Origin of the sequence: Bacillus cereus group sp. BfR-BA-01381 (assembly GCF_022663555.1) — a bacterium.
GTDB classification, from domain to species: domain Bacteria; phylum Bacillota; class Bacilli; order Bacillales; family Bacillaceae_G; genus Bacillus_A; species Bacillus_A pacificus.
This window is the reverse complement of sequence record NZ_JAKUFR010000026.1, coordinates 1-21500: the sequence shown is the minus strand read 5'-3', so window position 1 is coordinate 21500 and position 21500 is coordinate 1. Positions and strand designations below refer to the sequence as shown.

Here is a 21500-nt window from a genome sequence, read left to right as displayed (position 1 = left end):
TTTACAAAAAATTAACACTTTGGAATATTGTAATTTGTTAAAATGAAAGTAACTAAATTATAGTGAAAAAGTTTCAAGGGAAGTGTGAAGAGGATGGAAATGTTGAAGGGGAATATAGTCAATTTAAATGATACAGCTTATTACAACAATAGAGAACTAAGTTGGTTAGCATTTAATGAACGTGTACTACAAGAAGCACAGGATGAAATGAATCCGCTTTTAGAAAGATTAAAGTTTATTAGCATTTTTAGCTCCAATTTAGATGAATTCTTTATGGTACGTGTAGCAGGATTGAAGGATCAAGTGAGCGCTGGGTTTAACCAACCAGAAAATAAGGCTGGCTTAACACCAAAAAAGCAATTAAATAAAATTGCGATAAAGGCCCATGAATTAATGACTGTACAATATGATACGTTTAAAAATTATGTGTTGCCAGCGTTGGAGCTAGAGGGGATTGAGCGTTTAACATTCCATGATTTGACGAAAGAACAAAGAGAATTTATAGAAGAGTATTTTGATGAGCAAATTTTCCCAGTCTTAACACCTGTAGCTATCGATGCGTATCGTCCATTTCCTATGTTATTAAATAAAAGTTTGAATTTAGCTACTCTTTTATATGATGAGAAACAAGTGGAGGAAGAAAACCGCACGAAGTTAGGAATTGTACAAGTTCCTTCATTACTTGAACGTTTCATATTTTTACCGAGTGAAGGGCAAAAGCATAAATTTATTTTATTAGAAGATGTAATTAGTGGTTTTACTCATAAATTATTCACTGGATATAAAGTATCATCTGTTACTCGTTTCCGTATTACACGCAATGCGGATTTAACGATTCATGAAGAAGGTGCGAGAGATTTATTAAAAGTAATTGAAAAAGAATTAAAAAAGCGTAAGTGGGGAGCTGCTGTACGTTTAGAAGTTGGCAAAGAACACATTGATGAAAGAGTATTAGCGTTATTATATGAGGTGTTGGAAGTAAAAGATGAAGATGTGTATATAATGGATGGACCGTTAGATTTAACATGTCTATTTTCTTTATATAAAAAACTAGCGCCTTTATATGAACATCTTGTATATCCGGCTCTTATTCCGCAACCTCCTCAAGACTTAGGTGATGAGGAAGATGTATTTGAAAAGGCGATCGAACATGATATTTTATTACATCATCCTTTTGAATCGTTTCAGCCAGTAGTTGATTTTGTTCGTGATGCGGCAGACGACCCAAATGTACTTGCGATCAAACAAACATTATATCGAGTAAGTGGTGATTCTCCAATTATTCAGGCGCTAAAGGTAGCGGCTGAAAAAGGGAAACAAGTGACTGTGTTGGTTGAATTAAAGGCAAGGTTTGATGAAGAAAATAATGTGCATTGGGCTAAAGAATTAGAACAGGCGGGTTGTCATGTTATTTACGGTGTAAGTCATTTGAAAACACATAGTAAAATTACGCTAGTTGTAAGAAGAAAAAACGGAAAAATTGAAAGGTTCGTACATCTTGGAACCGGAAATTACAATGATGCAACGGCAAAGCTATATACTGATTTTGGCTATATTACATCACGGAAAGACTTTGGGGTCGATGCAACAAATTTCTTTAATTATTTGAGTGGTTATACAACAAAGCCACATTTTCATCATTTATCGGTTGCACCATTTGATATAAGAGAGCAATTTATGGATTTAATAGATGAAGAAATTCGTTATCATAGGCAATATGGAAATGGATATATCATTGCTAAAATGAATTCATTAACTGATAAACCACTTATTAAAAAAATATATGAAGCATCACAAGCTGGAGTAAAGGTAGAACTCATCGTTCGAGGAACATGCTGCCTACGACCTGGCATTCCAAATGTAAGTGAAAATATTCGGGTAGTTAGTGTTGTCGGGAGATATTTAGAACATAGCCGTATTTATTATTTCCATCATAATGGAGAAGAGAAAATATATTTATCTTCAGCTGACTGGATGACACGAAATATGGAGAAACGTGTAGAAATCTCTTTCCCGATATTAGATATTGAAATGAAGGCACGAATTAAGGCGATTTTACAGCTTACTTTAGCTGATAATGTGAAAACACGTGAACAGAATAAATCTGGTGACTATTACTATGTTATTAATAGTAGTACAGAAGAAATTGATAGCCAAGTGAAGTTATTTAAGATGGCGTATCAAAATACAGATGCTGAATAATGAGAACAAAGTAAAAAACCTCTTTTTTAAGAGGTTTTTTACTTTGTTCTCTACTTATTATAAAGGATGCGTAGAGAGAATACTTTTTATTATAAGCATGTTAATGGATCATCAATCGGTTAAGAAAGGAAATAACATTAGTAGAATTGTTGTGGTACATTAATAATAGAATGGTTGTTGACAAGGTCCACCATAACAAGGATAAGGTGTCGGCGGTGGGAAAGGTGGTGGATATGGTGGGTAATACGGTCTAGGACCGAAAGCTAATGCTCCGCCAAGCAGTCCACCAGCAATACCAGCTAGAAATGGGACGCCAAAAAACGGAAAGAAGCGTGAGTCGCCTACTGGACCAATAGGTGCTGAACGGACTGGGATTGGTTGATAATATGGATACATGAACAAACCTCCTTTATTGGACTCACTTTTATCATATGGTAAATGAAACATGGATGAGCGCGTACAAGAAAGGATATGTAAGAAAATAGGCGAATGATTACGAATGCTGGAGCGTAAAAATTGTTATTTCAGGTTTTGCCATAAATCGGAATGGGACACGTGTTCTGCCAAGGCCTCGATTGACATAGAGAGCTAAATCTTGGATCGTATAGAAACCTTCTACATAGTTTTTAGCAAGTGCTGGGGTAATAATAGCGCCTAAAAAAGGAATTTGTACTTGTCCGCCATGGCTATGACCAGAAAGTTGTAAGTTAACTGGATATGTAGCAATTTGCGGTGCAATATCTGGTTCGTGAACAAGAACAATGTTATAAATATTTTTCCGAGCGCGCTGTAGTGTTTCCTTTATTTTTGGTTTGCCTAATAGTATATCATCAAGACCGAAAATTGAAATTTCACTATTATCCAGTAGACGGATTCTCTTTTCACTGTTTAGTAATAGTTCAAATCCAGATTCACGCATGATGTGTTCGTAGTATTCCGTTCCATATCCGCCGTGATCATGGTTACCATAAATAGAAAATTTACCGAAGGGTGCTTGTATATTTTTTAAGATGGATGCAACGAAAGGAGTGTCAGTATATGTTTGATAATTATCAATGAGATCACCAGTAAAGAGAACAATGTCGGGTTTTACAGCATTAATTTTAGAAACGATTTGAGATAAATGTTGGAGAGAGAAATAGTATCCGAGATGTAAATCACTAAATTGAAGAATCTTCATACCATGAAAACTTTTTGGTATGAGTTGTGATTTCAATGTATGCTCTGTAAAAGAGAGTAGATGAGGCTCAATATATTTAGCGTAATAGTATCCGACGCTAGTCGTTATAATTGAATATAGACACGTACGCATTCCAGTTTTTAGAAAATCTCTTCTCGTAATTTTCTTCATAAAAATATGAGTATACCTAATTGGTTTATATTATATGTGTTCGTTACATTTACAGGTTACTCAAATCTCCTTTCGTTTTTTTAATATATTTTAAATCATGTAAAAGTAGTATAGATAACGAAAAAACGAATAAAAAGAAACCTCTTTACGTTAATATATCAGAAAAGTTTAAAAATATAAAGATTTCTATTAAATAAAATGATAAAATGAATGTGTATTCATTTTTGGGAGGGGATATATATGAAAGAAAAAGTAGTTATTATAACAGGTGGATCGAGCGGAATGGGAAAAGGAATGGCGACTCGCTTTGCAAAAGAAGGGGCACGAGTTGTTATTACAGGACGTACAAAGGAAAAACTAGAGGAAACAAAATTGGAAATTGAACAATTTCCAGGACAAATATTACCGGTACAAATGGATGTAAGAAATACGGATGATATTCAGAAAATGATTGAACAGATTGATGAGAAGTTTGGACGAATTGATATTTTAATCAATAATGCAGCTGGAAACTTTATTTGTCCAGCAGAAGATTTATCCGTGAACGGCTGGAATTCGGTTATTAATATTGTGTTAAACGGTACATTTTACTGTAGCCAGGCTGTCGGAAAATATTGGATTGAAAAAGGTATAAAAGGAAATATCATTAACATGGTAGCAACATATGCGTGGGATGCAGGTCCGGGAGTTATTCATTCGGCTGCAGCGAAGGCTGGAGTATTAGCAATGACGAAGACACTCGCTGTTGAGTGGGGACGTAAATATGGAATCCGAGTTAACGCTATTGCGCCAGGACCAATTGAACGTACGGGCGGTGCTGATAAATTATGGATTTCAGAAGAAATGGCTAAGCGTACGATACAAAGTGTTCCGCTTGGAAGACTTGGTACGCCAGAAGAAATTGCAAGTCTAGCTTATTATTTATGTTCAGATGAAGCTGCGTACATAAATGGAACTTGTATGACAATGGATGGAGGACAACATTTACATCAATATCCATTTTAAAAGGGATAAGAAAAATGTGACGGAATTGTGACATATGAAAGAAAAGTGTTTACAAGAGGTCATATATACGTTATATTTAAGACCTCTTTTTTCTTCATAGTAGAATTGCTAATTCCCCTTAGCATTTTACCCCTCTAATCCCTTCAGGAAAACTGAAGGGATTTTTTATTATTTTTCCGTAAATATCATGTTATAATTTTTGAAAAGTAAAGGGAGGGAAGCACGTTGATAGATGCATTAGATGTAATGAGTAACTTGGATAAAGTCCTTCCTTATTATCAAGCAATTTTTAGTGCTGATGAACATACTGTAATTGGATATGAAGTAGTAGGGCGTATTCAAACAGAAGAGGGCATACAAAGTTTAGCTTCTTTCTTTCATGATGACTCTATTCCAAGTGAGTTTCAACTAGAAGCGGATAACATTATAGTAGAAAAAGCTTTAAATCGTTATTTAGAAAGTGATCAAAAACTATTATTATTTATACATCGGAATGCTAACGTATTAATGAACGATGATGATGAAAGTTTGCTTCAACTTTTATTGATGTATGAAAAACAAGGTTTAAATTTGAAAAACATTGTTTTAGAGATTACAGAACATGAATGTAAAGAAGATATAGAGCAATTTAATCATTTGCTTATGTATTATCGTACATATGGTATTCAAATTTCGATTAATAAAGTCGGAACAGGTACAAGTAATTTAGAACGTATTAGCGTGTTAGCACCTGATATTTTAAAAGTAGATTTAACAAATTTAAGGCAAACTGCACTTTTACAATCTTATCAAGATATTTTATATTCTTTATCATTACTTGCTAGAAGAATTGGTGCGACATTGTTATATGAAGAAATAGATGCTTTTTATCAATTACAATATGCATGGAAAAACGGTGGTAGGTACTATCAAGGGAATTATTTGAAAGAATGCTTACCTGATTTTATTGAAACGAACGTTTTGAAAGAACGACTTGGTAATGAGTGTCATCAATTTATTCAACATGAGAAGAAAAAACTACAAAAGATTTATAATTTAACAGAAATGTTACGCGATCGAATTGGCGATGTTTTAGCGAAACAGAAAAAGAATGAAGATATAAATGATTGGTTATTACAATTTAGCCAAAGTGTATCACAATGTAGTTTTCGTATATTTATTTGTAACGAAGATGGTTTCCAACAATCAGGAAACGTTATGAAAAAAGATGGGGAATGGATTGTGATGCCTGAGTATTACATGAAGAACTGGAGTTGGCGCCCGTATTTTCTAGAGAATATTATGAAAATGCGTTTTGAGAATAAAGCAAGACTTTCAGATTTATATGCTGATATTGAAACCGGTGAGATGGTACGAACATTTTCTTTCCCGATTGATGATGAAAACTTTTTATTTATAGATTTATCGTATGAATATTTATATGAAGAAGATGTTTTATTTTAATGCACGAAGAGATTCGTGCATTTTTTGTTTGTTTTTATCATAAATTGGTAATAGTGAAAATGGTGCTGAAAATGCTGTCTATCGTTGTAAAGATTTTACGAACGAAACCAGCCCTTTCTTTGCATAATCATTGTTACAATGAATACTACAAAGACAAGTTTTCTTAAAAGGAAGGTGAAAAAATGAGGAAATATGGAATATGGTTAGTTCTATTTGTATGCGTTGCCTTTCTAGTTGGTTATAGTGTTACAACTGTTTTAGGAAAAGAGGAAGTGAAAGTCGATCGGAAAGAAGTGTTTGAAACGATACAAAAAGGCTATGAAAGCCAATTTTCAATTCGTGGGAAGCATTTGCCGATGAATAAGATGATAGAAACGTTATCACCATATTTTACAGAGAATTTCCTTCAAGTATTTACAGATGAAAATAGTAGAAGTGATAAACAAAGTGGTGAATATTTACTTCCAGCAAAAGAAGCGCCATTTTCTTTTAATTCAGAAACGAAAATGTCATATGATGAAGAGCATAAAATTTTATATGTTTATGAGCGGGCGAAAAGTGGACAATATCAAATTGTAACATTGCAAAGAGATCAAGGGAAATGGAAATTGGCCGGATATCATGAAAGCCAAGAACTTTTAACTGAAATAAAAAGGTTACAACAATTATAAAGTGAAACTTTAATCAATAGGGGGCATACCCCGTTGAATATTAACCCGCCACAATCGGATGTATACTTCCAAAATATAGCGGGATAAGAATAGGAATAGGTCTTTACCTATTCCTATTCTATATTAAGTAGTTGTTGTAATTTTTCAATTTGAAAACCAGCAACGACTTCTCCGTCAATTACAACCGTTGGAGTTGAATAAGAATCATAGTCATATAAAAGACGATTGCGAGCAGCGGCGTCTTTTTTTACGTCAAATTCTTCGTATACAACGTTATTATGCTTTAAAAATTCTTTCACAATAACACATGGCGGACAATCAGGTTGTGTGTAAACCTCAATTTTTTTCATTGCAATTCCTCCTTTTTACTGTTTTTTATTATATTCTTCCAGTATAAAAATCGCAATAAAGAAGGGAAAAGATGTTCTTTCTGTTTTTTCCTTCGTATTTCGACAAATTTTTAGTTGAGTTTCTGGCCAATAACCTTTATCCTAGAGTGTGGAACATTTTTTCTGTTATGACGGATAGAATGAGTATAGCTGTAAAACCTATTGGTAGGAAGATCAGAGAAAGGAGAGATTTCATGTCTCTACTCCAAGGAATTTTAACTCGACTTGTTAGTCTACAAGAACAAGCTGAAAGCGGTGAAGTAGCACAACGCTATTTTGAAGTGAACGGTGAGCGCAAATGTAGCGTGAAATTTTTCGATAAAAGTGAAATGTATGAGTTAGAAGTGTATCAACAAGGTGAAAAACCTCAAGTGTATCAATTCGATAATATCGACATGGTTGCAATTGAGATTTACGATATCATTTCTTGATACATATAAAAAAGGTGTTGCCATAGGGCAACACCTTTTTTAGTTCTATTACTTTTAGTATATATGTATAAGGATTTTTCATTTTTCCTACAATGGTAATAAAGTGAAAGTGTAATTAGTAGGGTTTCTTCGGCCTATACTGTTTATTATCCATCACCAATTGTAAATAGCGGGATGAAAATAGTGAGGAGGTGTGTTATATGGAACGTTTACCAGTTGTGATTTGTCCTAATTGTCACAATGCTGCTGAGATTATTCATGTACTAACGGCTCAATCGAATCAAAACGTAATTTATACGTGCCAAGTTTGCCAATATGTAATTCGGAATATTGAAACGAATAAAGGGTAGGGAGTTATAATTTTGGTTTTTGTCCCATACAATGAGAATACGAAAAGTCTGTCTAATTGAAAGGACGTGACTATGTGGCCGGTGAACATAAATTTTATAATGTTTCAGAGAGACATTTAAATTTTGATATGGTCTTTACCCGTATTTGTAATTTCATTGAAAAGGATCCGCGAAATTTATATCGTTTATCCATTGGGACAGACTCACAAGCACATCAAAAGGATACGAGGTTTATTACGGCAATTCATATTCATCGCGTTGGAAAAGGAGCCTGGGGGTGTTTACACCATCAATCAGTAAAAGATAAGCCAGCAACTTTACGTGAGAAAATATATTTAGAGACGCAGTTTAGTCAAGAAATTGCATGCCTATTTACTCCAAATCATATACAAACAATATGGGATTTATTGCATCCATATGCTCAAGATGGGGCTGGTTTTATAATGGAGATTCATTTAGATATTGGAAATGATGGTTTAACAAAAGAATTTATTCTAGATATGACAGCGAAAATTCAAGCGATGGGATTAACTGCAAAAATTAAGCCAGATGCTTATGCGGCGTTTAGTTATGCAAATCGATATACGAAATAAAAACAATTTATATATTTCTTCCACTAAAAACTGAATATTACATCTATTAAATAGGCTGAAAATTTTATATAATAATGGTAACGATGCGAGTATAAGGAGAGGGGTATATGAAAAGGGAATTTGTTTTAACGGAAGAAGAGGAAAGTTTGTTATTAGATATTTTATTTCAGCAAAATTATGCGAGTGAAATTTTAGCTGTGGAACTTACAGATATCGAGAATGGTTTAAAAAAGACAGACGTGATGCAATATAAAAAAATCACAAGGTTATTTTACAGATTAAAAAATAAAGGGTATTAAGCGCTACCGGAATGGTAGTCTTTTTTTTGTGTTATATGCTAAAATAGCTGTGTAATTTTGTTTTTACTGAAAGAATGTAAGGACAAAATAATAATGCGAAAACGCTGTCATAAAATGTGAATAGAGCCGGTAATTATAAGCAGGAAAAAGGGAAAATGGGGGATGTAATATGATTAGTATTCCAAAAGACGAGTTTCAACAAATTTTTGTAAAAGATTTAATGATTTCATCAGAAAAAGTAGCACACGTCCAAATAGGGAATGGTTTAGAGCATGCTTTACTCGTACTTGTGAAATCTGGATATTCGGCGATACCTGTTTTGGACCCGATGTACAAATTGCATGGGTTAATTAGTACTGCTATGATTTTAGACGGTATGTTAGGGCTAGAACGCATTGAGTTTGAAAGACTTGACGAAATGAAAGTAGAGCAAGTAATGAAGAAAGATATTCCGGTTCTTAAGTTAGAAGATTCATTTGCAAAAGCATTAGAAATGACTATTGATCATCCATTTATTTGCGCTGTCAATGAAGATGGGTATTTTGAGGGGATTTTAACACGTCGAGCCATTTTAAAATTGTTGAATAAAAAAGTAAGGCAACATAATCGATAATGTGAGAAAAGTGACTTCATAGAACCGAAGAAGTCACTTTTTTTTCGTGCATATCAGTTGTGTATGTATTATATTTAAAAAGATAAAAAATATAAGCGTATGTAGTTAAATTAAGGATGAAAAGCTTATTGAGATAAGGTGTATGGAAGCTAAGGAAAGAGGGAGAAAGTTGCAAATTGATGATTTTCAAATGATGGTTGTGTTAGCACAGGAATCAAATATGAGAAAAGCGGCGGAACGTTTATTTGTTTCACAACCTGCGCTTAGTCAACGATTACAATCTATGGAGAAACAATGGGGAATGAAGTTTTTTATTCGCTCGCAAAAAGGATTGACAATTACACCTGAAGGGGAAAAAGTCGCAAATTACGCAAAAGAAATGCTACAAAGGGAAGAGGATATTAAAAGTGAGCTAGCTGTTTTTAGAACAGAAACTCATGGGACGTTAAAAATAGCTGTCGCATCAGTTATTGGTCAATATTGGCTTCCTCCTGTTTTGAAGAAGTTTGTACATAAATATCCTTCTGTGAAAATATCGCTGTTTACTGGCTGGAGTAGTGAAGTGCAAAAGCAATTTTATGAAGGAGACGTTCATGTTGCTATATTGAGAGGAACACAAGAATATAAAGGCCAGAAGCAACAATTATTTGAAGATGAACTTTATTTAGTGGATAAAGAAATAAAAGATATTTCGATGTTAAAAGAAACAAATAGACCATTTATTCAATTTAAAAGTGATTCGACTTATTATGGACAAATACAAAATTGGTGGTATGGTTTATTTTCTAATCCACCTAAGAGAACAATTGTCGTTGATCAAATTGAGACTTGCAAACAACTCGTTTTAAATGGTATAGGTTATGCTCTTTTACCTTCTACTGTTTTAAAAGAAGTACAGGAAAATATGTATAAAACACCTGTCCAATTAACGAGAGAAACATGGTTATTGACGAGTGAATCAGCTAGACAATTGAAGCAAGTACAAGCATTTTTAGAAATTATAGAAGAAATTCAAATGGAAAAATAGGATTATTATCTTGCTACTCGCTCTATCGTTTGGTAGAGTAACATTATAAATGGATTTAGGAGGCAACAAGAATGAAAATGATGGACGCTAACGAAATTATTTCGTTTATTCAAAAAAGTGAAAAGAAAACTCCTGTAAAGGTATACATAAAAGGGGATTTAAAAGAAGTAACATTCCCTGAAACGGTACAAGCATTTGTAAATAAAAAGTCTGGTGTATTATTTGGAGAATGGTCTGAAATTAAGACAATTCTAGATGAAAATAGCAAGTACATTGTGGATTACGTTGTTGAAAATGACCGTCGTAATTCTGCAATTCCAATGCTTGATTTAAAAGGTATTAAAGCTCGTATTGAGCCAGGTGCGATTATTCGTGACCACGTTGAAATCGGCGACAACGCTGTTATTATGATGAATGCAACAATTAATATCGGTGCTGTAATTGGTGAAGGGTCTATGATCGACATGAACGCGGTACTTGGTGGACGTGCAACTGTTGGTAAGAACTGTCACGTAGGTGCAGGCGCAGTACTTGCAGGTGTTATTGAGCCACCTTCAGCAAAACCAGTTATCGTTGAAGACGATGTTGTTATTGGTGCTAACGTAGTTGTGTTAGAGGGAGTTACAGTAGGTAAAGGTGCAGTTGTAGCAGCAGGAGCTGTTGTAACAGAAGATGTACCTCCATATACAGTTGTAGCAGGTACTCCAGCACGTGTAATTAAAGAGATTGATGAGAAGACAAAAGCAAAAACTGAAATTAAACAAGAGCTTCGTCAATTAAACCCAGAGAAATAAAAACAAAAAAGCGTAAGAGCATAAACAGGCTCTTACGCTTTTTATAGATAGAGGTGCAAAAATGGTAGTAAGCAAATTCGTTCAAATTCGTAGAGACTTACACAAAATACCGGAAATTGGATTTAAAGAGTGGAAAACACAACAGTATATTTTAGATTACATAGGAACGCTTTCGAATGAACATGTGGAAGTGAAAGTATGGAGAACAGGTGTCATTGTTAAAGTAAAGGGAAGAAATCCAGAAAAAGTTATAGGTTATCGCGCAGATATAGACGGTTTACCAATTACAGAGGAAACTGGATATGAGTTCGCTTCTGTTCATGAAGGAATGATGCATGCATGTGGACATGACTTACATACGACAATCGGTTTAGGCCTCCTAACAGCAGCTGTAACAGAAAGAATAGATGATGACCTTGTATTTCTATTCCAACCAGCTGAAGAAGGGCCTGGAGGGGCTCTTCCTATGTTAGAGAGTGAAGAGTTAAAAGAGTGGAAGCCAAATATTATTCTCGGCCTTCATATTGCACCTGAATACCCTGTAGGAACAATTGCTACAAAAGAGGGGCTATTATTTGCAAATACATCAGAGTTATATGTTGATTTAAAGGGGAAAGGTGGACATGCAGCTTATCCTCATACTGCAAATGATATGATTGTCGCAGCTAGTCACCTTGTTACACAGCTTCAGTCCGTTATTAGTCGTAATGTAAACCCACTTGATAGTGCAGTAATTACAATCGGAAAAATAACAGGCGGTACAGTTCAAAATATCATAGCAGAAAAGTCTCGGTTAGAAGGAACGATTCGAACGTTATCAGTGGAATCAATGAGTCGTGTTAAAAGTAGGATTGAGGCAATTGTTGCAGGTATAGAAGCTTCCTTCCAATGTGAAGCGGCTATTGACTACGGAGCGATGTATCACCAAGTATACAACCATGAAGCATTAACGAGAGAGTTTATGCAATTTGTAAGTGAACAAACTGATATGAAAGTAATTACATGTACTGAGGCAATGACAGGTGAAGATTTTGGTTATATGCTTCAAGAGATTCCTGGATTTATGTTTTGGCTTGGGGTAAATTCAGAATATGGTTTACATCATGCAAAATTAAAGCCAGATGAAGAGGCTATTGAGAAAGCTATCGTATTTTTAGATCAATATGTAAAGTGGAAGGGAACTAGAAAGTAAATTTGCTCGCCAACTTGGTAACAATTTAAAGTGGGTATTCGTTAGTTCCAAGGTGAAAACATCTTTTATCCCGCTTTAATGGGCAGTAAGACCCCACCTCAAAATTCAGCGAAAGCAAAGAAGTTAGGTGGGGGTCGGGCTGCCCATAAAAGTCCGATTGGTGAGGGCTGATTGAAGTTTCACTTTATATTTGTTTTGGATACACATCGGCATACAAATAGATAAAATAATGAGCAGTGGTTTTGAGCCGCTGCTCATTATTCATTATCGCTTATTGAGAAAGATGATTAGTTAACTAGCTTATATATGTTTACAATTCGTGTGGAAAGTGTGTAAAATCAAGGTGAAACGTAGAAAAAAGGGTGGGGAATTACGTGCAGATTAGCAGTGCGATTTTATGTTTTGTTTTATATACATATGTTATTATTGCGGCGGTTTATTTTGGGATAAGTTTTTATGCCTACCGTTTAGCGAATAATAATGAATATGAAGAGACATACAACTGGGTGAAAAGGTATTTATCACCTGTACTAGAAATTATGAATGGGTTTGTTCTTTTTTTATTTATTGGATTAATTGCTTTTTCAACGAGCTTAGTAGGAAATAAGACTACATTATTTGTACTAGGTATCATTATTTTTATGCTATTAGGAATTCGTATTGGTAATACGGTATTTTGGAATGAGAGAAAAGTAGATGGTTGGACGGGAATGCTAATACCGTGTATGCTAGCTGCTATCGTGACGAATATAGAACATGAATATTATCAGTTGCATTTTTGGCTCATAATTGTTTTAACAATTCTCTCTGTTTTGTATATAAGTACTGTCGTGCTAACATACATTGCAAATGAAAAGGGAGATGTAAAAGGTACGCATTTTTTTAGAGGGCGTGCATTGTTATGGAGTGTGCCAACGATGGCGGTTATAGCAATTATTGCGATATTAGTAAATGGGTATCAATTTGCGAATTGGCAACTGTTTTTAGAAAATTGGTGGATTTTCATTCTTTCTTTTATCGCTTTTTTAGGTGCAACGCATTACTTATTCCATCAACACCATTACATATTGGCATTGCTATTCGCATTTACACAACTATTATTTGCTTTCTTCGGACAAGAAACGTTATTATTCGTTTTTGAAACGTTTAGTTCATTCGGAAACATATTTGTATTTGGTATGTTAATTTTCAGTATCGCATTTTATTTACAACAGTATTTTTATATGCAAAAACAAAAATAAAGAATGATATACAGGTTTTTGTAGCAAATCTAAAGTATGTTACAATAAAAATACATAGTATTCAATGTTATTGGAGGAATTTCTGTGGGTGAAAAAGAGAAAGAATTTGCTGTCATTGGGCTTGGGCGTTTTGGTGGAAGTATTTGCCGGGAACTTGCTCAATTAGGTATGGAAGTAATGGCAATTGACTCAGATGAGGATAAAATTAATGAGTTTGCAAATATAGCTTCACATGCTGTAATTGCAGATTCAACAGATGAGATGGTATTAAAAAGTCTTGGTATTCGTAATTTTGATCATGTAGTCGTTGCGATTGGAGACAATTTAAATTCAAGTATTTTAACAACGTTAATTCTGAAAGAGTTAGGTGTAAAAAATATTACTGTAAAAGCTCAAAATGATTACCATGAAAAAGTATTAAGTAAAATAGGAGCAGATCACATTGTGCACCCAGAGCGTGATATGGGAAAAAGGATTGCTAATAATATTGCATCAAGTAATGTGTTAGACTATCTTGAGCTTTCAGATGAGCATAGCATTGTAGAGATTATTGCAAATAAAAAAATTGATGGTCATTCTTTAATCGAATTAGATATTCGTGCGAAGTTTGGATTGAATATTGTAGCGATTAAACGTGGTAAAGAAGTTATTGTATCCCCTCGAGCTACGGAAAACATTCAAGCGGGAGATATATTAATTGTAATTGGTCATGACGATGAAGTAGATCGTTTCAAGCACTTTTTAAGATAAGAGAAAAGGACAATACCATAAAGGTATTGTCCTTTTTCTTATATCTCCATAATGATTGGTAAAATCATTGGGCGACGTTTCGTTTTCTCATATAGGAATGGTGCTAATGTATCTGTAATTTCATTTTTAATTTCAGACCATTGCGTTGTTTTACGTTCCATTACTTTTTCTAAATGAGTTGTAATTAATGTTTGAGCATCATTAATTAAATCACTACTTTCGCGCATATAAACGAAACCACGTGAGATAATATCAGGCCCTGCTGCAACTTTAAATTCTTTCATATCAATGCTTACAACGACAATAACAAGTCCTTCTTCAGAAAGGATACGACGATCGCGTAATACGATATTACCGATATCTCCAATACCATTTCCGTCAATATAAACAGATCCAGATGGTATTTTACCAGCTACACTTGCTTCATCTGAACGTAAGGCAAGAACATCACCATTATCCATAATGAAACAGTTTTCTTCTGGAATACCACAATCATTTGCTAATTTCATATGCATACGTTGCATACGATATTCACCATGAATTGGCATGAAATACTTCGGTTTAATTAGACGAAGCATTAGTTTTTGTTCTTCTTGTCCACCGTGTCCACTCGTATGAATGTTTGACAGTTTTCCGTGGATTACATCAGCACCAGCACGGTACAACATATTAATTGTACGGCTTACACTAATTGTATTACCAGGGATTGGTGAAGAAGAGAAAACAACTGTGTCGCCAGGAATAATTTGAATTTGACGATGGGTACCATTAGCAATACGTGATAGTGCTGCCATTGGCTCCCCTTGACTACCTGTACATAAAATAACAACTTTATTAGCCGGTAGACGATTTAATTGAGATGCATCTATAAATGTATCTTTCGGACAGCGAATATAACCGAGGTTTTGTCCGATTTCAATCGCTGCTTCCATACTTCGGCCAAATACAGCCACTTTACGATTGTTTTCAACAGCCGCTTCAACGACTTGTTGCAAGCGATGGATATTTGATGCAAAGGTTGCGAAGATAATACGACCTTCTACTTTGCGGAAAATATCTTGAATACTATCACCAACACGGCGCTCAGACATTGTAAAGTTTGGAACTTCACTGTTTGTACTGTCAGATAAGAGACAAAGTACACCGTCTTTTCCGATTTCAGCCATTTTTGTTAAGTCCGCTGGTTCACCAACCGGTGTGAAGTCAAATTTGAAATCTCCAGTATGAACCACTTGTCCTTGAGGTGTTTTCACAACAACTCCGTATGAATCTGGGATACTGTGAGTTGTACGGAAGAAGGAAACAGATGTCTTTTTAAATTTAATAACATCATCTTCTTGAATTTCATAAAGCTTTGCTTTACGAAGTAATCCGTGCTCTTCTAATTTGTTTTTGATTAGTGCAATTGCTAATTTTCCGCCATAAATCGGAATGTTCACTTGACGTAATAAGTAAGGAATTCCACCGATATGATCTTCGTGACCATGTGTAATGAATAATCCTTTAATTTTATCTTCGTTTCGCACAAAATAAGTGTAATCTGGTATTACATAATCGATTCCGAGGAGTTCGTCTTCTGGAAACTTAATTCCAGCGTCAATTATAATAATTTCATCTTGAAATTGAACAGCATATGTATTTTTACCGATTTCACCAAGTCCACCTAAAGCAAAAACGGCTGCTTGATCATTCTTTAGAAATTTCATATGACTATACGATTTCCGCTAATGTTAAATCAGCGTTTTCTTTTTCATATTCAAGATGATTGCCAGTCACAGACTGAACGAATTCGATATTATATGCGAACTTATTTAATTTTGTACGAACATCCTTCTCAGACGTAGCCTCTAAATATAAAACTTTTGTATTTTCACGTACTGGAACCTCAGTCATTTTTTCTTGATAAAATACTTTAAAAATCATTTGGAAAACCTCTCCTTGTCTATGTTTTGCATTATCTGTTACTTATTATAAAGCAAACAGTCACGATTTTCATGTTTTTTCGAATGAGAATGAAGAAAAAGCCCGAAATGGGCAAAATTTAAGCGATCGTCTTTTTACGGACTAGATCTTTTAAATAACGCTTCAGCTTTTTCTTCAGCTTCTTCAGCATGATTACTCCTTCCTTTCCTTATTTTAAACATGCATATTACTAGTGAAAACGCCGTCTCTGATATAAGAAAGAGGACAAAAGTGAATGTTGAATCTTGTCTTTTCTCATACAGAGAAAGTTATTCTATAGTAACGATTAGTAGCCGTTAGTTATAGATATAGTATGAGAAAGAATAGAAAAGAAAATTCATACGAACAAGTATCCACATTTTTTACTAATATATATATGCAGGTTTCATAAATAAGGTCAGAAAGTGAACGCTTTCTTCACAGATGTTTAATATGTTATACTTTTTTTTAGCATTTGAAAAGCGATAATCAAAATAGGAATATAGAGTAACAGAAAGGATTTTGACAAATGAATGATAAAATTGTCTTTTTTGATATTGATGGAACATTATTAGATCATGATAAGAAGATTCCGCAATCTACACGAGATGCAGTAAGACAGTTACAAGAAAAAGGCGTGCATGTAGCAATTGCGACAGGACGTGCACCATTTATGTTTGAAGATATTCGTAAGGAACTGAATATCCACAATTATGTTAGCTTTAATGGACAGTACGTTGTATTTGAAGATGAGGTAGTATTTAATAACCCATTACATCCAGCTGCTCTACATAAGTTTACTCAGTTTGCAAAACAAGAAGGATATCCGCTCGTATATCTTGATCATCAAGAAATGAGAGCATCAGTGGAATATCATGATTATGTGAAAGAAGGGTTTGGAAGTTTACATTTTGAGCATCCGGCATATGAACCTGATTTTTATGAGAAGCGTAATATTTATCAAACACTTCTTTTCTGTGAAGTAAATGAAGAAGAAAAGTTTATAAATCAGTACCCAGACTTTCATTTTATTCGCTGGCATGCGTATTCAATGGATATTATTCCAAATGGTGGTTCTAAGGCAAAAGGGATTGAGAAATTCATTGAAAAATTAGGATTTAACCGTGAACAAGTGTATGCATTTGGGGATGGTTTAAATGATTTAGAAATGATTGAAGCGGTTGGGACAGGTATTGTGATGGGGAATGGTCATGAAGACTTGAAAAAACTTGCAAATCATGTGACAAAGGATGTTAGCGAAGACGGTATATATCACGGTTTAAAATGGGCTGGATTGCTATAAGTGAATATGGAATCTATTTCATATAGTAAAAAGGCGGAAGAGTATCTTCCGCCTTTTTTACTATCGCTCCAGAGGTTTTGAATCGTCAGGAGCGGCAAATGGATTTTCTTTATTAATGTGGTCATAGAACATAACACCATTTAAATGGTCAATTTCATGTTGAAATACAATTGCTGGTAACCCTTTTAAACGTAATTTTACTTCTTCGCCGTTGATAGAAGTTGCTTTCACTGTAATTCTTGTATAACGAGGAACATAACCAGGTACTTCACGGTCTACTGATAGACAGCCTTCACCACTTTGTAAATATGTACGTTCAACAGAATGGCTAATGATTTTTGGATTGAATAATGCATGACTATATAACGTACCGTCCGTATCTGTTACATGAACCGCAATCATTTTCTTTGAAATACCGATTTGCGGAGCCGCTAATCCGATTCCAGGGCGTAAACTATATTTTTCAGCCATTTCAGGATCTTGGCTATTTATTACAAATTCAATCATTTCTTTAAGAGTATTTGTATCTTCTTCGCTTGCTGGTAGTACTACCTCTTCTGCAACGTTTCGCAAAATAGGATCTCCTTCGCGAATTACATCTTTCATTGTAAGCATATGTAATCTCTCCTTTCCCCTTTAGTCTACCAAAGGAGATGGAAAAAGTCATCGGCAAGTAAGGGGAGGATAGATCGGTTATGTAGGAATAAAAAGAAAGAGACGGCAGAGCCGTCTCTTTCTTTCCATAGTTGTTTCATTTTACATTAGCGAATGCAAGCAGCACCAACGATAATTAAAAGAATAAACAACACAACGATTAAGGCGAAGCCGCGTCCAGACCCACCACAAGAACCGCCATAACCGTAGGAAGGATATGAACAAGTTGGATAGCAATATGAATATCCGTACATGAGATGACCTCCTTTATCATTTCCCGCTAATACTGCGGTTACTATAATGTATGGAGGGAAGAGTAGAAATGTATGGGTAATTACCTATAAAAGGAAGAAGAGTTTGTATATTTTTGCTAAGAAGAGAGAAAAACTAAAGGGAATTAAATCGTTTACATATTATTCTAAGAGAAAAAACAAGTTAAAAAGGGAATAATATAACAGTAGGTTAATGCTTACTAATACAGATGTGAAAAATAAAAACACGTTTGTGTAGGAGAAACCTGCAGATTATTTATAAAAAAACGTATTCAAAGTAATTGACATCGTAATTAGAATAGTTGTAAACTAAAAAACGTGATCAAGATTGTATTAATATGTTTCTGAAAAAACATTAGTACAGATTGTTAGGTACACAAAATTATTCTCAACCGACAAATAAATTTGTTGGTTTACATTGTTGCGGTTTCCATCTAGCGAATAGATAGTGAAAGCGTTTCAGAATATGGTTCAAGAGAGGAAGAGGTGAACGGAATGGGTACTAAAACAAAAAAGACCCTATTTAATGTTGATGAGCAAATGAAAGCTATCGCAGCTCAATTTGAAACATTACAAATTTTAAATGAAAAAGGCGAAGTTGTGAATGAAGCAGCTATGCCTGAATTATCTGATGATCAATTAAAAGAATTAATGCGCCGTATGGTGTATACTCGCGTACTAGATCAACGTTCTATTTCTTTAAACCGTCAAGGACGTTTAGGTTTCTACGCACCAACAGCTGGACAAGAGGCTTCTCAATTAGCAAGTCATTTCGCACTTGAAGCAGAAGATTTCATCTTACCAGGATATCGTGATGTGCCACAATTAGTATGGCACGGTTTACCATTATACCAAGCATTCTTATTCTCTCGTGGACATTTCATGGGTAACCAAATGCCTGAGAACGTAAATGCACTTGCTCCACAAATCATCATCGGTGCGCAAATCATCCAAACTGCTGGTGTTGCGTTAGGTATGAAATTACGTGGTAAAAAATCTGTTGCAATTACTTACACTGGTGACGGTGGTGCTTCACAAGGTGACTTCTACGAAGGTATGAACTTTGCGGGTGCATTCAAAGCTCCAGCAATCTTCGTTGTACAAAACAACCGTTATGCAATCTCTACTCCAGTAGAAAAGCAATCTGCGGCTAAAACTGTAGCACAAAAAGCAGTAGCAGCAGGTATTTACGGAATCCAAGTAGACGGTATGGATCCATTAGCTGTATACGCAGCAACTGCTTTCGCTCGTGAGCGTGCAGTAAATGGCGAAGGTCCTACTTTAATCGAGACTTTAACATTCCGTTACGGTCCACATACAATGGCTGGTGATGACCCAACTCGTTACCGTACAAAAGATATCGAGAACGAATGGGAACAAAAAGATCCAATCGTACGCTTCCGTGCATTCTTAGAAAACAAAGGCCTATGGTCTCAAGAAGTTGAAGAGAAAGTAATCGAAGAAGCAAAAGAAGATATTAAACAAGCAATTGCTAAGGCTGACCAAGCTCCAAAACAAAAAGTTACTGATTTAATGGAAATCATGTACGAAAAAATGCCTTACAACTTAGCTGAACAATATGAAATTTACAAAGAAAAGGAGTCGAAGTAAGCCATGGCTCAAATGACAATGATTCAAGCAATCACTGATGCTTTACGCGTTGAAATGAAAAATGACCCTAACGTACTTGTGTTTGGTGAAGACGTTGGTGTAAACGGCGGTGTATTCCGTGCTACTGAAGGTTTACAAGCTGAATTCGGTGAAGACCGTGTAATGGATACTCCACTTGCAGAGTCTGGTATTGGTGGACTTGCAGTTGGACTTGCACTTGAAGGATTCCGTCCAGTTCCAGAAATCCAATTCTTCGGTTTCGTTTATGAAGTAATGGATTCAATTTCTGGTCAATTAGCTCGTATGCGTTACCGTTCTGGTGGACGTTGGACTGCTCCAGTAACAGTTCGTTCTCCATTCGGTGGTGGTGTTCATACTCCTGAACTACATGCTGATAGCTTAGAAGGTTTAGTGGCTCAACAACCTGGTCTAAAAGTTGTTATTCCATCTACTCCATACGATGCAAAAGGTCTTTTAATCTCTGCGATTCGTGACAACGATCCAGTTATCTACTTAGAGCATATGAAATTGTACCGTTCATTCCGTCAAGATGTACCAGAAGGCGAATACACAATTGATTTAGGCAAAGCTGATATCAAACGTGAAGGTACAGATGTATCTGTTATCGCTTACGGGGCTATGGTTCACGCTGCATTAAAAGCTGCTGAAGAACTTGAAAAAGAAGGTATCTCTTTAGAGGTTGTTGACTTACGTACAGTTCAACCATTAGATATCGAAACAATCATCGCTTCTGTTGAAAAAACAGGCCGCGTAGTTGTAGTTCAAGAAGCTCAAAAACAAGCTGGTATTGCAGCTAACGTTGTAGCGGAAATTAACGACCGTGCAATCTTAAACTTAGAAGCTCCAGTTGTACGTGTTGCAGCTGCTGATACAGTATTCCCATTCTCTCAAGCTGAGAGCGTATGGTTACCAAACCACAAAGATATTGTTGAAGCTGTTAACAAAGTAATGAACTTCTAATTTTTACTTATTCATGTGCAAAAGAAATCAGCACATGCTGATTTCTTTTGCCATATTCCATAATAAAGAAATGAATCAGGGGGCTGAATTCCGTGGCATTTGAATTTAAACTACCAGATATCGGTGAAGGTATCCACGAAGGTGAAATCGTAAAATGGTTTATTAAACCAGGCGACGAAGTAAACGAAGACGACGTACTTCTTGAAGTACAAAATGATAAAGCAGTAGTAGAAATTCCTTCTCCTGTTAAAGGTAAAGTACTTGAAGTACTTGTAGAAGAAGGTACGGTTGCAGTAGTTGGAGATACATTAATTAAATTTGATGCTCCTGGATACGAAAACCTTAAATTTAAAGGCGACGATCATGACGAAGCTCCTAAAGCTGAAG

Annotated in this window: 25 protein-coding genes; 18 read left to right on the top strand and 7 right to left on the bottom strand. The window is 35.1% G+C overall.

Features of this window, described 5'->3' with window-relative positions; translation table 11 throughout:
* The first annotated feature begins 93 nt into the window (after positions 1–93).
* Positions 94–2202, top strand: a complete 2109-nt coding sequence (locus MR079_RS11435) for a polyphosphate kinase (protein ID WP_139866872.1) — start codon at positions 94–96, stop codon at positions 2200–2202.
* 159 nt (positions 2203–2361) lie between these two features.
* On the opposite strand, the gene MR079_RS11430 is transcribed toward MR079_RS11435, so the two are convergent.
* Both MR079_RS11430 and MR079_RS11425 read right to left on the bottom strand, forming a co-directional pair.
* Entirely contained in the window at positions 2362–2598 is a 237-nt protein-coding gene (locus tag MR079_RS11430) for a hypothetical protein (protein ID WP_000283744.1), read from the bottom strand.
* 97 nt (positions 2599–2695) lie between these two features.
* Positions 2696–3553 carry a metallophosphoesterase gene (locus MR079_RS11425; protein WP_087954440.1) on the bottom strand — a complete coding sequence of 286 codons (858 nt, stop codon included), beginning with the start codon at positions 3551–3553 and terminating at the stop codon, positions 2696–2698.
* Between the two features lie 240 nt (positions 3554–3793).
* Between MR079_RS11425 and fadH the strand changes: the two genes are divergently transcribed.
* The 3 genes from fadH to MR079_RS11410 all read left to right on the top strand — a co-directional run bounded on the left by fadH (position 3794) and on the right by MR079_RS11410 (position 6672).
* Positions 3794–4558 (top strand): 2,4-dienoyl-CoA reductase, encoded by a 765-nt coding sequence (gene fadH / locus MR079_RS11420; protein ID WP_242293996.1) that lies wholly within the window; start codon positions 3794–3796, stop codon positions 4556–4558.
* 225 nt (positions 4559–4783) lie between these two features.
* On the top strand, positions 4784–6001 hold the full coding sequence (locus tag MR079_RS11415; protein ID WP_000564304.1) for an EAL domain-containing protein: 1218 nt from the start codon (positions 4784–4786) through the stop codon (positions 5999–6001).
* A 182-nt stretch (positions 6002–6183) separates the two neighbouring features.
* On the top strand, positions 6184–6672 hold the full coding sequence (locus tag MR079_RS11410) for a DUF3993 domain-containing protein (RefSeq protein ID WP_139866875.1): 489 nt from the start codon (positions 6184–6186) through the stop codon (positions 6670–6672).
* A 113-nt stretch (positions 6673–6785) separates the two neighbouring features.
* Here MR079_RS11410 and MR079_RS11405 read toward each other — a convergent pair whose 3' ends face one another.
* Complete coding sequence (locus MR079_RS11405; protein ID WP_000717880.1) at positions 6786–7022, bottom strand: glutaredoxin family protein; 237 nt, start codon at positions 7020–7022, stop codon at positions 6786–6788.
* 233 nt (positions 7023–7255) lie between these two features.
* Here MR079_RS11405 and MR079_RS11400 point away from each other — a divergent pair, with 233 nt between their 5' ends.
* The 10 genes from MR079_RS11400 to MR079_RS11355 all read left to right on the top strand — a co-directional run bounded on the left by MR079_RS11400 (position 7256) and on the right by MR079_RS11355 (position 14351).
* Positions 7256–7492: a YkuJ family protein gene (locus MR079_RS11400; RefSeq protein ID WP_000055151.1), complete on the top strand. Its 237-nt coding sequence runs from the start codon at positions 7256–7258 to the stop codon at positions 7490–7492.
* A 200-nt stretch (positions 7493–7692) separates the two neighbouring features.
* The gene (locus MR079_RS11395) at positions 7693–7842 is read left to right on the top strand and encodes a hypothetical protein (protein ID WP_048530729.1); all 150 of its coding nucleotides are present in this window, start codon (positions 7693–7695) and stop codon (positions 7840–7842) included.
* A 74-nt stretch (positions 7843–7916) separates the two neighbouring features.
* Positions 7917–8435 (top strand): ribonuclease H-like YkuK family protein, encoded by a 519-nt coding sequence (locus tag MR079_RS11390; RefSeq protein ID WP_000896650.1) that lies wholly within the window; start codon positions 7917–7919, stop codon positions 8433–8435.
* 107 nt (positions 8436–8542) lie between these two features.
* On the top strand, positions 8543–8734 hold the full coding sequence (abbA, locus tag MR079_RS11385) for an antirepressor AbbA (protein ID WP_000817794.1): 192 nt from the start codon (positions 8543–8545) through the stop codon (positions 8732–8734).
* Positions 8735–8903: 169 nt separating this feature from the next.
* Positions 8904–9347: a cyclic-di-AMP-binding protein CbpB gene (gene cbpB, locus MR079_RS11380; RefSeq protein WP_000623566.1), complete on the top strand. Its 444-nt coding sequence runs from the start codon at positions 8904–8906 to the stop codon at positions 9345–9347.
* Between the two features lie 142 nt (positions 9348–9489).
* A complete protein-coding gene (locus tag MR079_RS11375; RefSeq protein ID WP_001984809.1) occupies positions 9490–10374 on the top strand; it encodes a LysR family transcriptional regulator in 885 nt (294 codons plus the stop codon).
* Between the two features lie 71 nt (positions 10375–10445).
* The gene (gene dapD, locus MR079_RS11370; protein WP_000783248.1) at positions 10446–11168 is read left to right on the top strand and encodes a 2,3,4,5-tetrahydropyridine-2,6-dicarboxylate N-acetyltransferase; all 723 of its coding nucleotides are present in this window, start codon (positions 10446–10448) and stop codon (positions 11166–11168) included.
* Positions 11169–11229: 61 nt separating this feature from the next.
* On the top strand, positions 11230–12360 hold the full coding sequence (locus MR079_RS11365) for an N-acetyldiaminopimelate deacetylase (RefSeq protein ID WP_139866877.1): 1131 nt from the start codon (positions 11230–11232) through the stop codon (positions 12358–12360).
* Between the two features lie 374 nt (positions 12361–12734).
* Positions 12735–13601, top strand: coding sequence for a cytochrome C oxidase assembly protein (locus MR079_RS11360; RefSeq protein ID WP_139866879.1), 867 nt, complete (start codon positions 12735–12737; stop codon positions 13599–13601).
* 84 nt (positions 13602–13685) lie between these two features.
* A complete protein-coding gene (locus MR079_RS11355) occupies positions 13686–14351 on the top strand; it encodes a potassium channel family protein (protein WP_000504032.1) in 666 nt (221 codons plus the stop codon).
* Between the two features lie 38 nt (positions 14352–14389).
* Here the strand turns inward: MR079_RS11355 and rnjA are convergent, their stop codons facing one another.
* Both rnjA and MR079_RS11345 read right to left on the bottom strand, forming a co-directional pair.
* Positions 14390–16057 (bottom strand): ribonuclease J1, encoded by a 1668-nt coding sequence (gene rnjA / locus MR079_RS11350; protein ID WP_000670368.1) that lies wholly within the window; start codon positions 16055–16057, stop codon positions 14390–14392.
* A gap of 4 nt (positions 16058–16061) precedes the next feature.
* Positions 16062–16274, bottom strand: coding sequence for a DNA-dependent RNA polymerase subunit epsilon (locus tag MR079_RS11345; RefSeq protein ID WP_000576444.1), 213 nt, complete (start codon positions 16272–16274; stop codon positions 16062–16064).
* Between the two features lie 547 nt (positions 16275–16821).
* On the opposite strand from MR079_RS11345, the gene MR079_RS11340 reads away from it, so the two are divergent.
* Complete coding sequence (locus tag MR079_RS11340) at positions 16822–17595, top strand: Cof-type HAD-IIB family hydrolase (RefSeq protein WP_000998288.1); 774 nt, start codon at positions 16822–16824, stop codon at positions 17593–17595.
* A gap of 60 nt (positions 17596–17655) precedes the next feature.
* On the opposite strand, the gene def is transcribed toward MR079_RS11340, so the two are convergent.
* Positions 17656–18210, bottom strand: coding sequence for a peptide deformylase (def, locus tag MR079_RS11335; RefSeq protein WP_046197916.1), 555 nt, complete (start codon positions 18208–18210; stop codon positions 17656–17658).
* A 146-nt stretch (positions 18211–18356) separates the two neighbouring features.
* The gene (locus tag MR079_RS11330) at positions 18357–18503 is read right to left on the bottom strand and encodes a YjcZ family sporulation protein (RefSeq protein ID WP_000274562.1); all 147 of its coding nucleotides are present in this window, start codon (positions 18501–18503) and stop codon (positions 18357–18359) included.
* A gap of 513 nt (positions 18504–19016) precedes the next feature.
* Between MR079_RS11330 and pdhA the strand changes: the two genes are divergently transcribed.
* The 3 genes from pdhA to MR079_RS11315 all read left to right on the top strand — a co-directional run.
* Positions 19017–20132 carry a pyruvate dehydrogenase E1 component subunit alpha gene (gene pdhA, locus MR079_RS11325; RefSeq protein ID WP_000536893.1) on the top strand — a complete coding sequence of 372 codons (1116 nt, stop codon included), beginning with the start codon at positions 19017–19019 and terminating at the stop codon, positions 20130–20132.
* 3 nt (positions 20133–20135) lie between these two features.
* Positions 20136–21113 carry a pyruvate dehydrogenase complex E1 component subunit beta gene (gene pdhB, locus MR079_RS11320; protein WP_000068166.1) on the top strand — a complete coding sequence of 326 codons (978 nt, stop codon included), beginning with the start codon at positions 20136–20138 and terminating at the stop codon, positions 21111–21113.
* 92 nt (positions 21114–21205) lie between these two features.
* Positions 21206–21500, top strand: a 295-nt coding sequence (locus MR079_RS11315; RefSeq protein WP_242293995.1) for a biotin/lipoyl-containing protein, incomplete at its 3' end; no start/stop codon positions are given.

What these genes read in the sequence shown, in the direction of transcription:
- MR079_RS11400 (WP_000055151.1), top strand. Translation starts at nt 7,256, where the DNA reads ATGTCTCTACTCCAAGGAATTTTAACTCGACTTGTTAGTCTACAAGAA.
- fadH (WP_242293996.1), top strand. Translation starts at nt 3,794, where the DNA reads ATGAAAGAAAAAGTAGTTATTATAACAGGTGGATCGAGCGGAATGGGA.
- MR079_RS11330 (WP_000274562.1), bottom strand. Translation starts at nt 18,503, where the DNA reads ATGTACGGATATTCATATTGCTATCCAACTTGTTCATATCCTTCCTAC.
- MR079_RS11430 (WP_000283744.1), bottom strand. Translation starts at nt 2,598, where the DNA reads ATGTATCCATATTATCAACCAATCCCAGTCCGTTCAGCACCTATTGGT.
- MR079_RS11395 (WP_048530729.1), top strand. Translation starts at nt 7,693, where the DNA reads ATGGAACGTTTACCAGTTGTGATTTGTCCTAATTGTCACAATGCTGCT.
- pdhB (WP_000068166.1), top strand. Translation starts at nt 20,136, where the DNA reads ATGGCTCAAATGACAATGATTCAAGCAATCACTGATGCTTTACGCGTT.
- dapD (WP_000783248.1), top strand. Translation starts at nt 10,446, where the DNA reads ATGAAAATGATGGACGCTAACGAAATTATTTCGTTTATTCAAAAAAGT.
- MR079_RS11375 (WP_001984809.1), top strand. Translation starts at nt 9,490, where the DNA reads ATGGAAGCTAAGGAAAGAGGGAGAAAGTTGCAAATTGATGATTTTCAA.
- MR079_RS11410 (WP_139866875.1), top strand. Translation starts at nt 6,184, where the DNA reads ATGAGGAAATATGGAATATGGTTAGTTCTATTTGTATGCGTTGCCTTT.
- pdhA (WP_000536893.1), top strand. Translation starts at nt 19,017, where the DNA reads ATGGGTACTAAAACAAAAAAGACCCTATTTAATGTTGATGAGCAAATG.
- def (WP_046197916.1), bottom strand. Translation starts at nt 18,210, where the DNA reads ATGCTTACAATGAAAGATGTAATTCGCGAAGGAGATCCTATTTTGCGA.
- MR079_RS11365 (WP_139866877.1), top strand. Translation starts at nt 11,230, where the DNA reads ATGGTAGTAAGCAAATTCGTTCAAATTCGTAGAGACTTACACAAAATA.
- MR079_RS11405 (WP_000717880.1), bottom strand. Translation starts at nt 7,022, where the DNA reads ATGAAAAAAATTGAGGTTTACACACAACCTGATTGTCCGCCATGTGTT.
- MR079_RS11340 (WP_000998288.1), top strand. Translation starts at nt 16,822, where the DNA reads ATGAATGATAAAATTGTCTTTTTTGATATTGATGGAACATTATTAGAT.
- MR079_RS11435 (WP_139866872.1), top strand. Translation starts at nt 94, where the DNA reads ATGGAAATGTTGAAGGGGAATATAGTCAATTTAAATGATACAGCTTAT.
- MR079_RS11345 (WP_000576444.1), bottom strand. Translation starts at nt 16,274, where the DNA reads ATGATTTTTAAAGTATTTTATCAAGAAAAAATGACTGAGGTTCCAGTA.
- rnjA (WP_000670368.1), bottom strand. Translation starts at nt 16,057, where the DNA reads ATGAAATTTCTAAAGAATGATCAAGCAGCCGTTTTTGCTTTAGGTGGA.
- MR079_RS11425 (WP_087954440.1), bottom strand. Translation starts at nt 3,553, where the DNA reads ATGAAGAAAATTACGAGAAGAGATTTTCTAAAAACTGGAATGCGTACG.
- cbpB (WP_000623566.1), top strand. Translation starts at nt 8,904, where the DNA reads ATGATTAGTATTCCAAAAGACGAGTTTCAACAAATTTTTGTAAAAGAT.
- abbA (WP_000817794.1), top strand. Translation starts at nt 8,543, where the DNA reads ATGAAAAGGGAATTTGTTTTAACGGAAGAAGAGGAAAGTTTGTTATTA.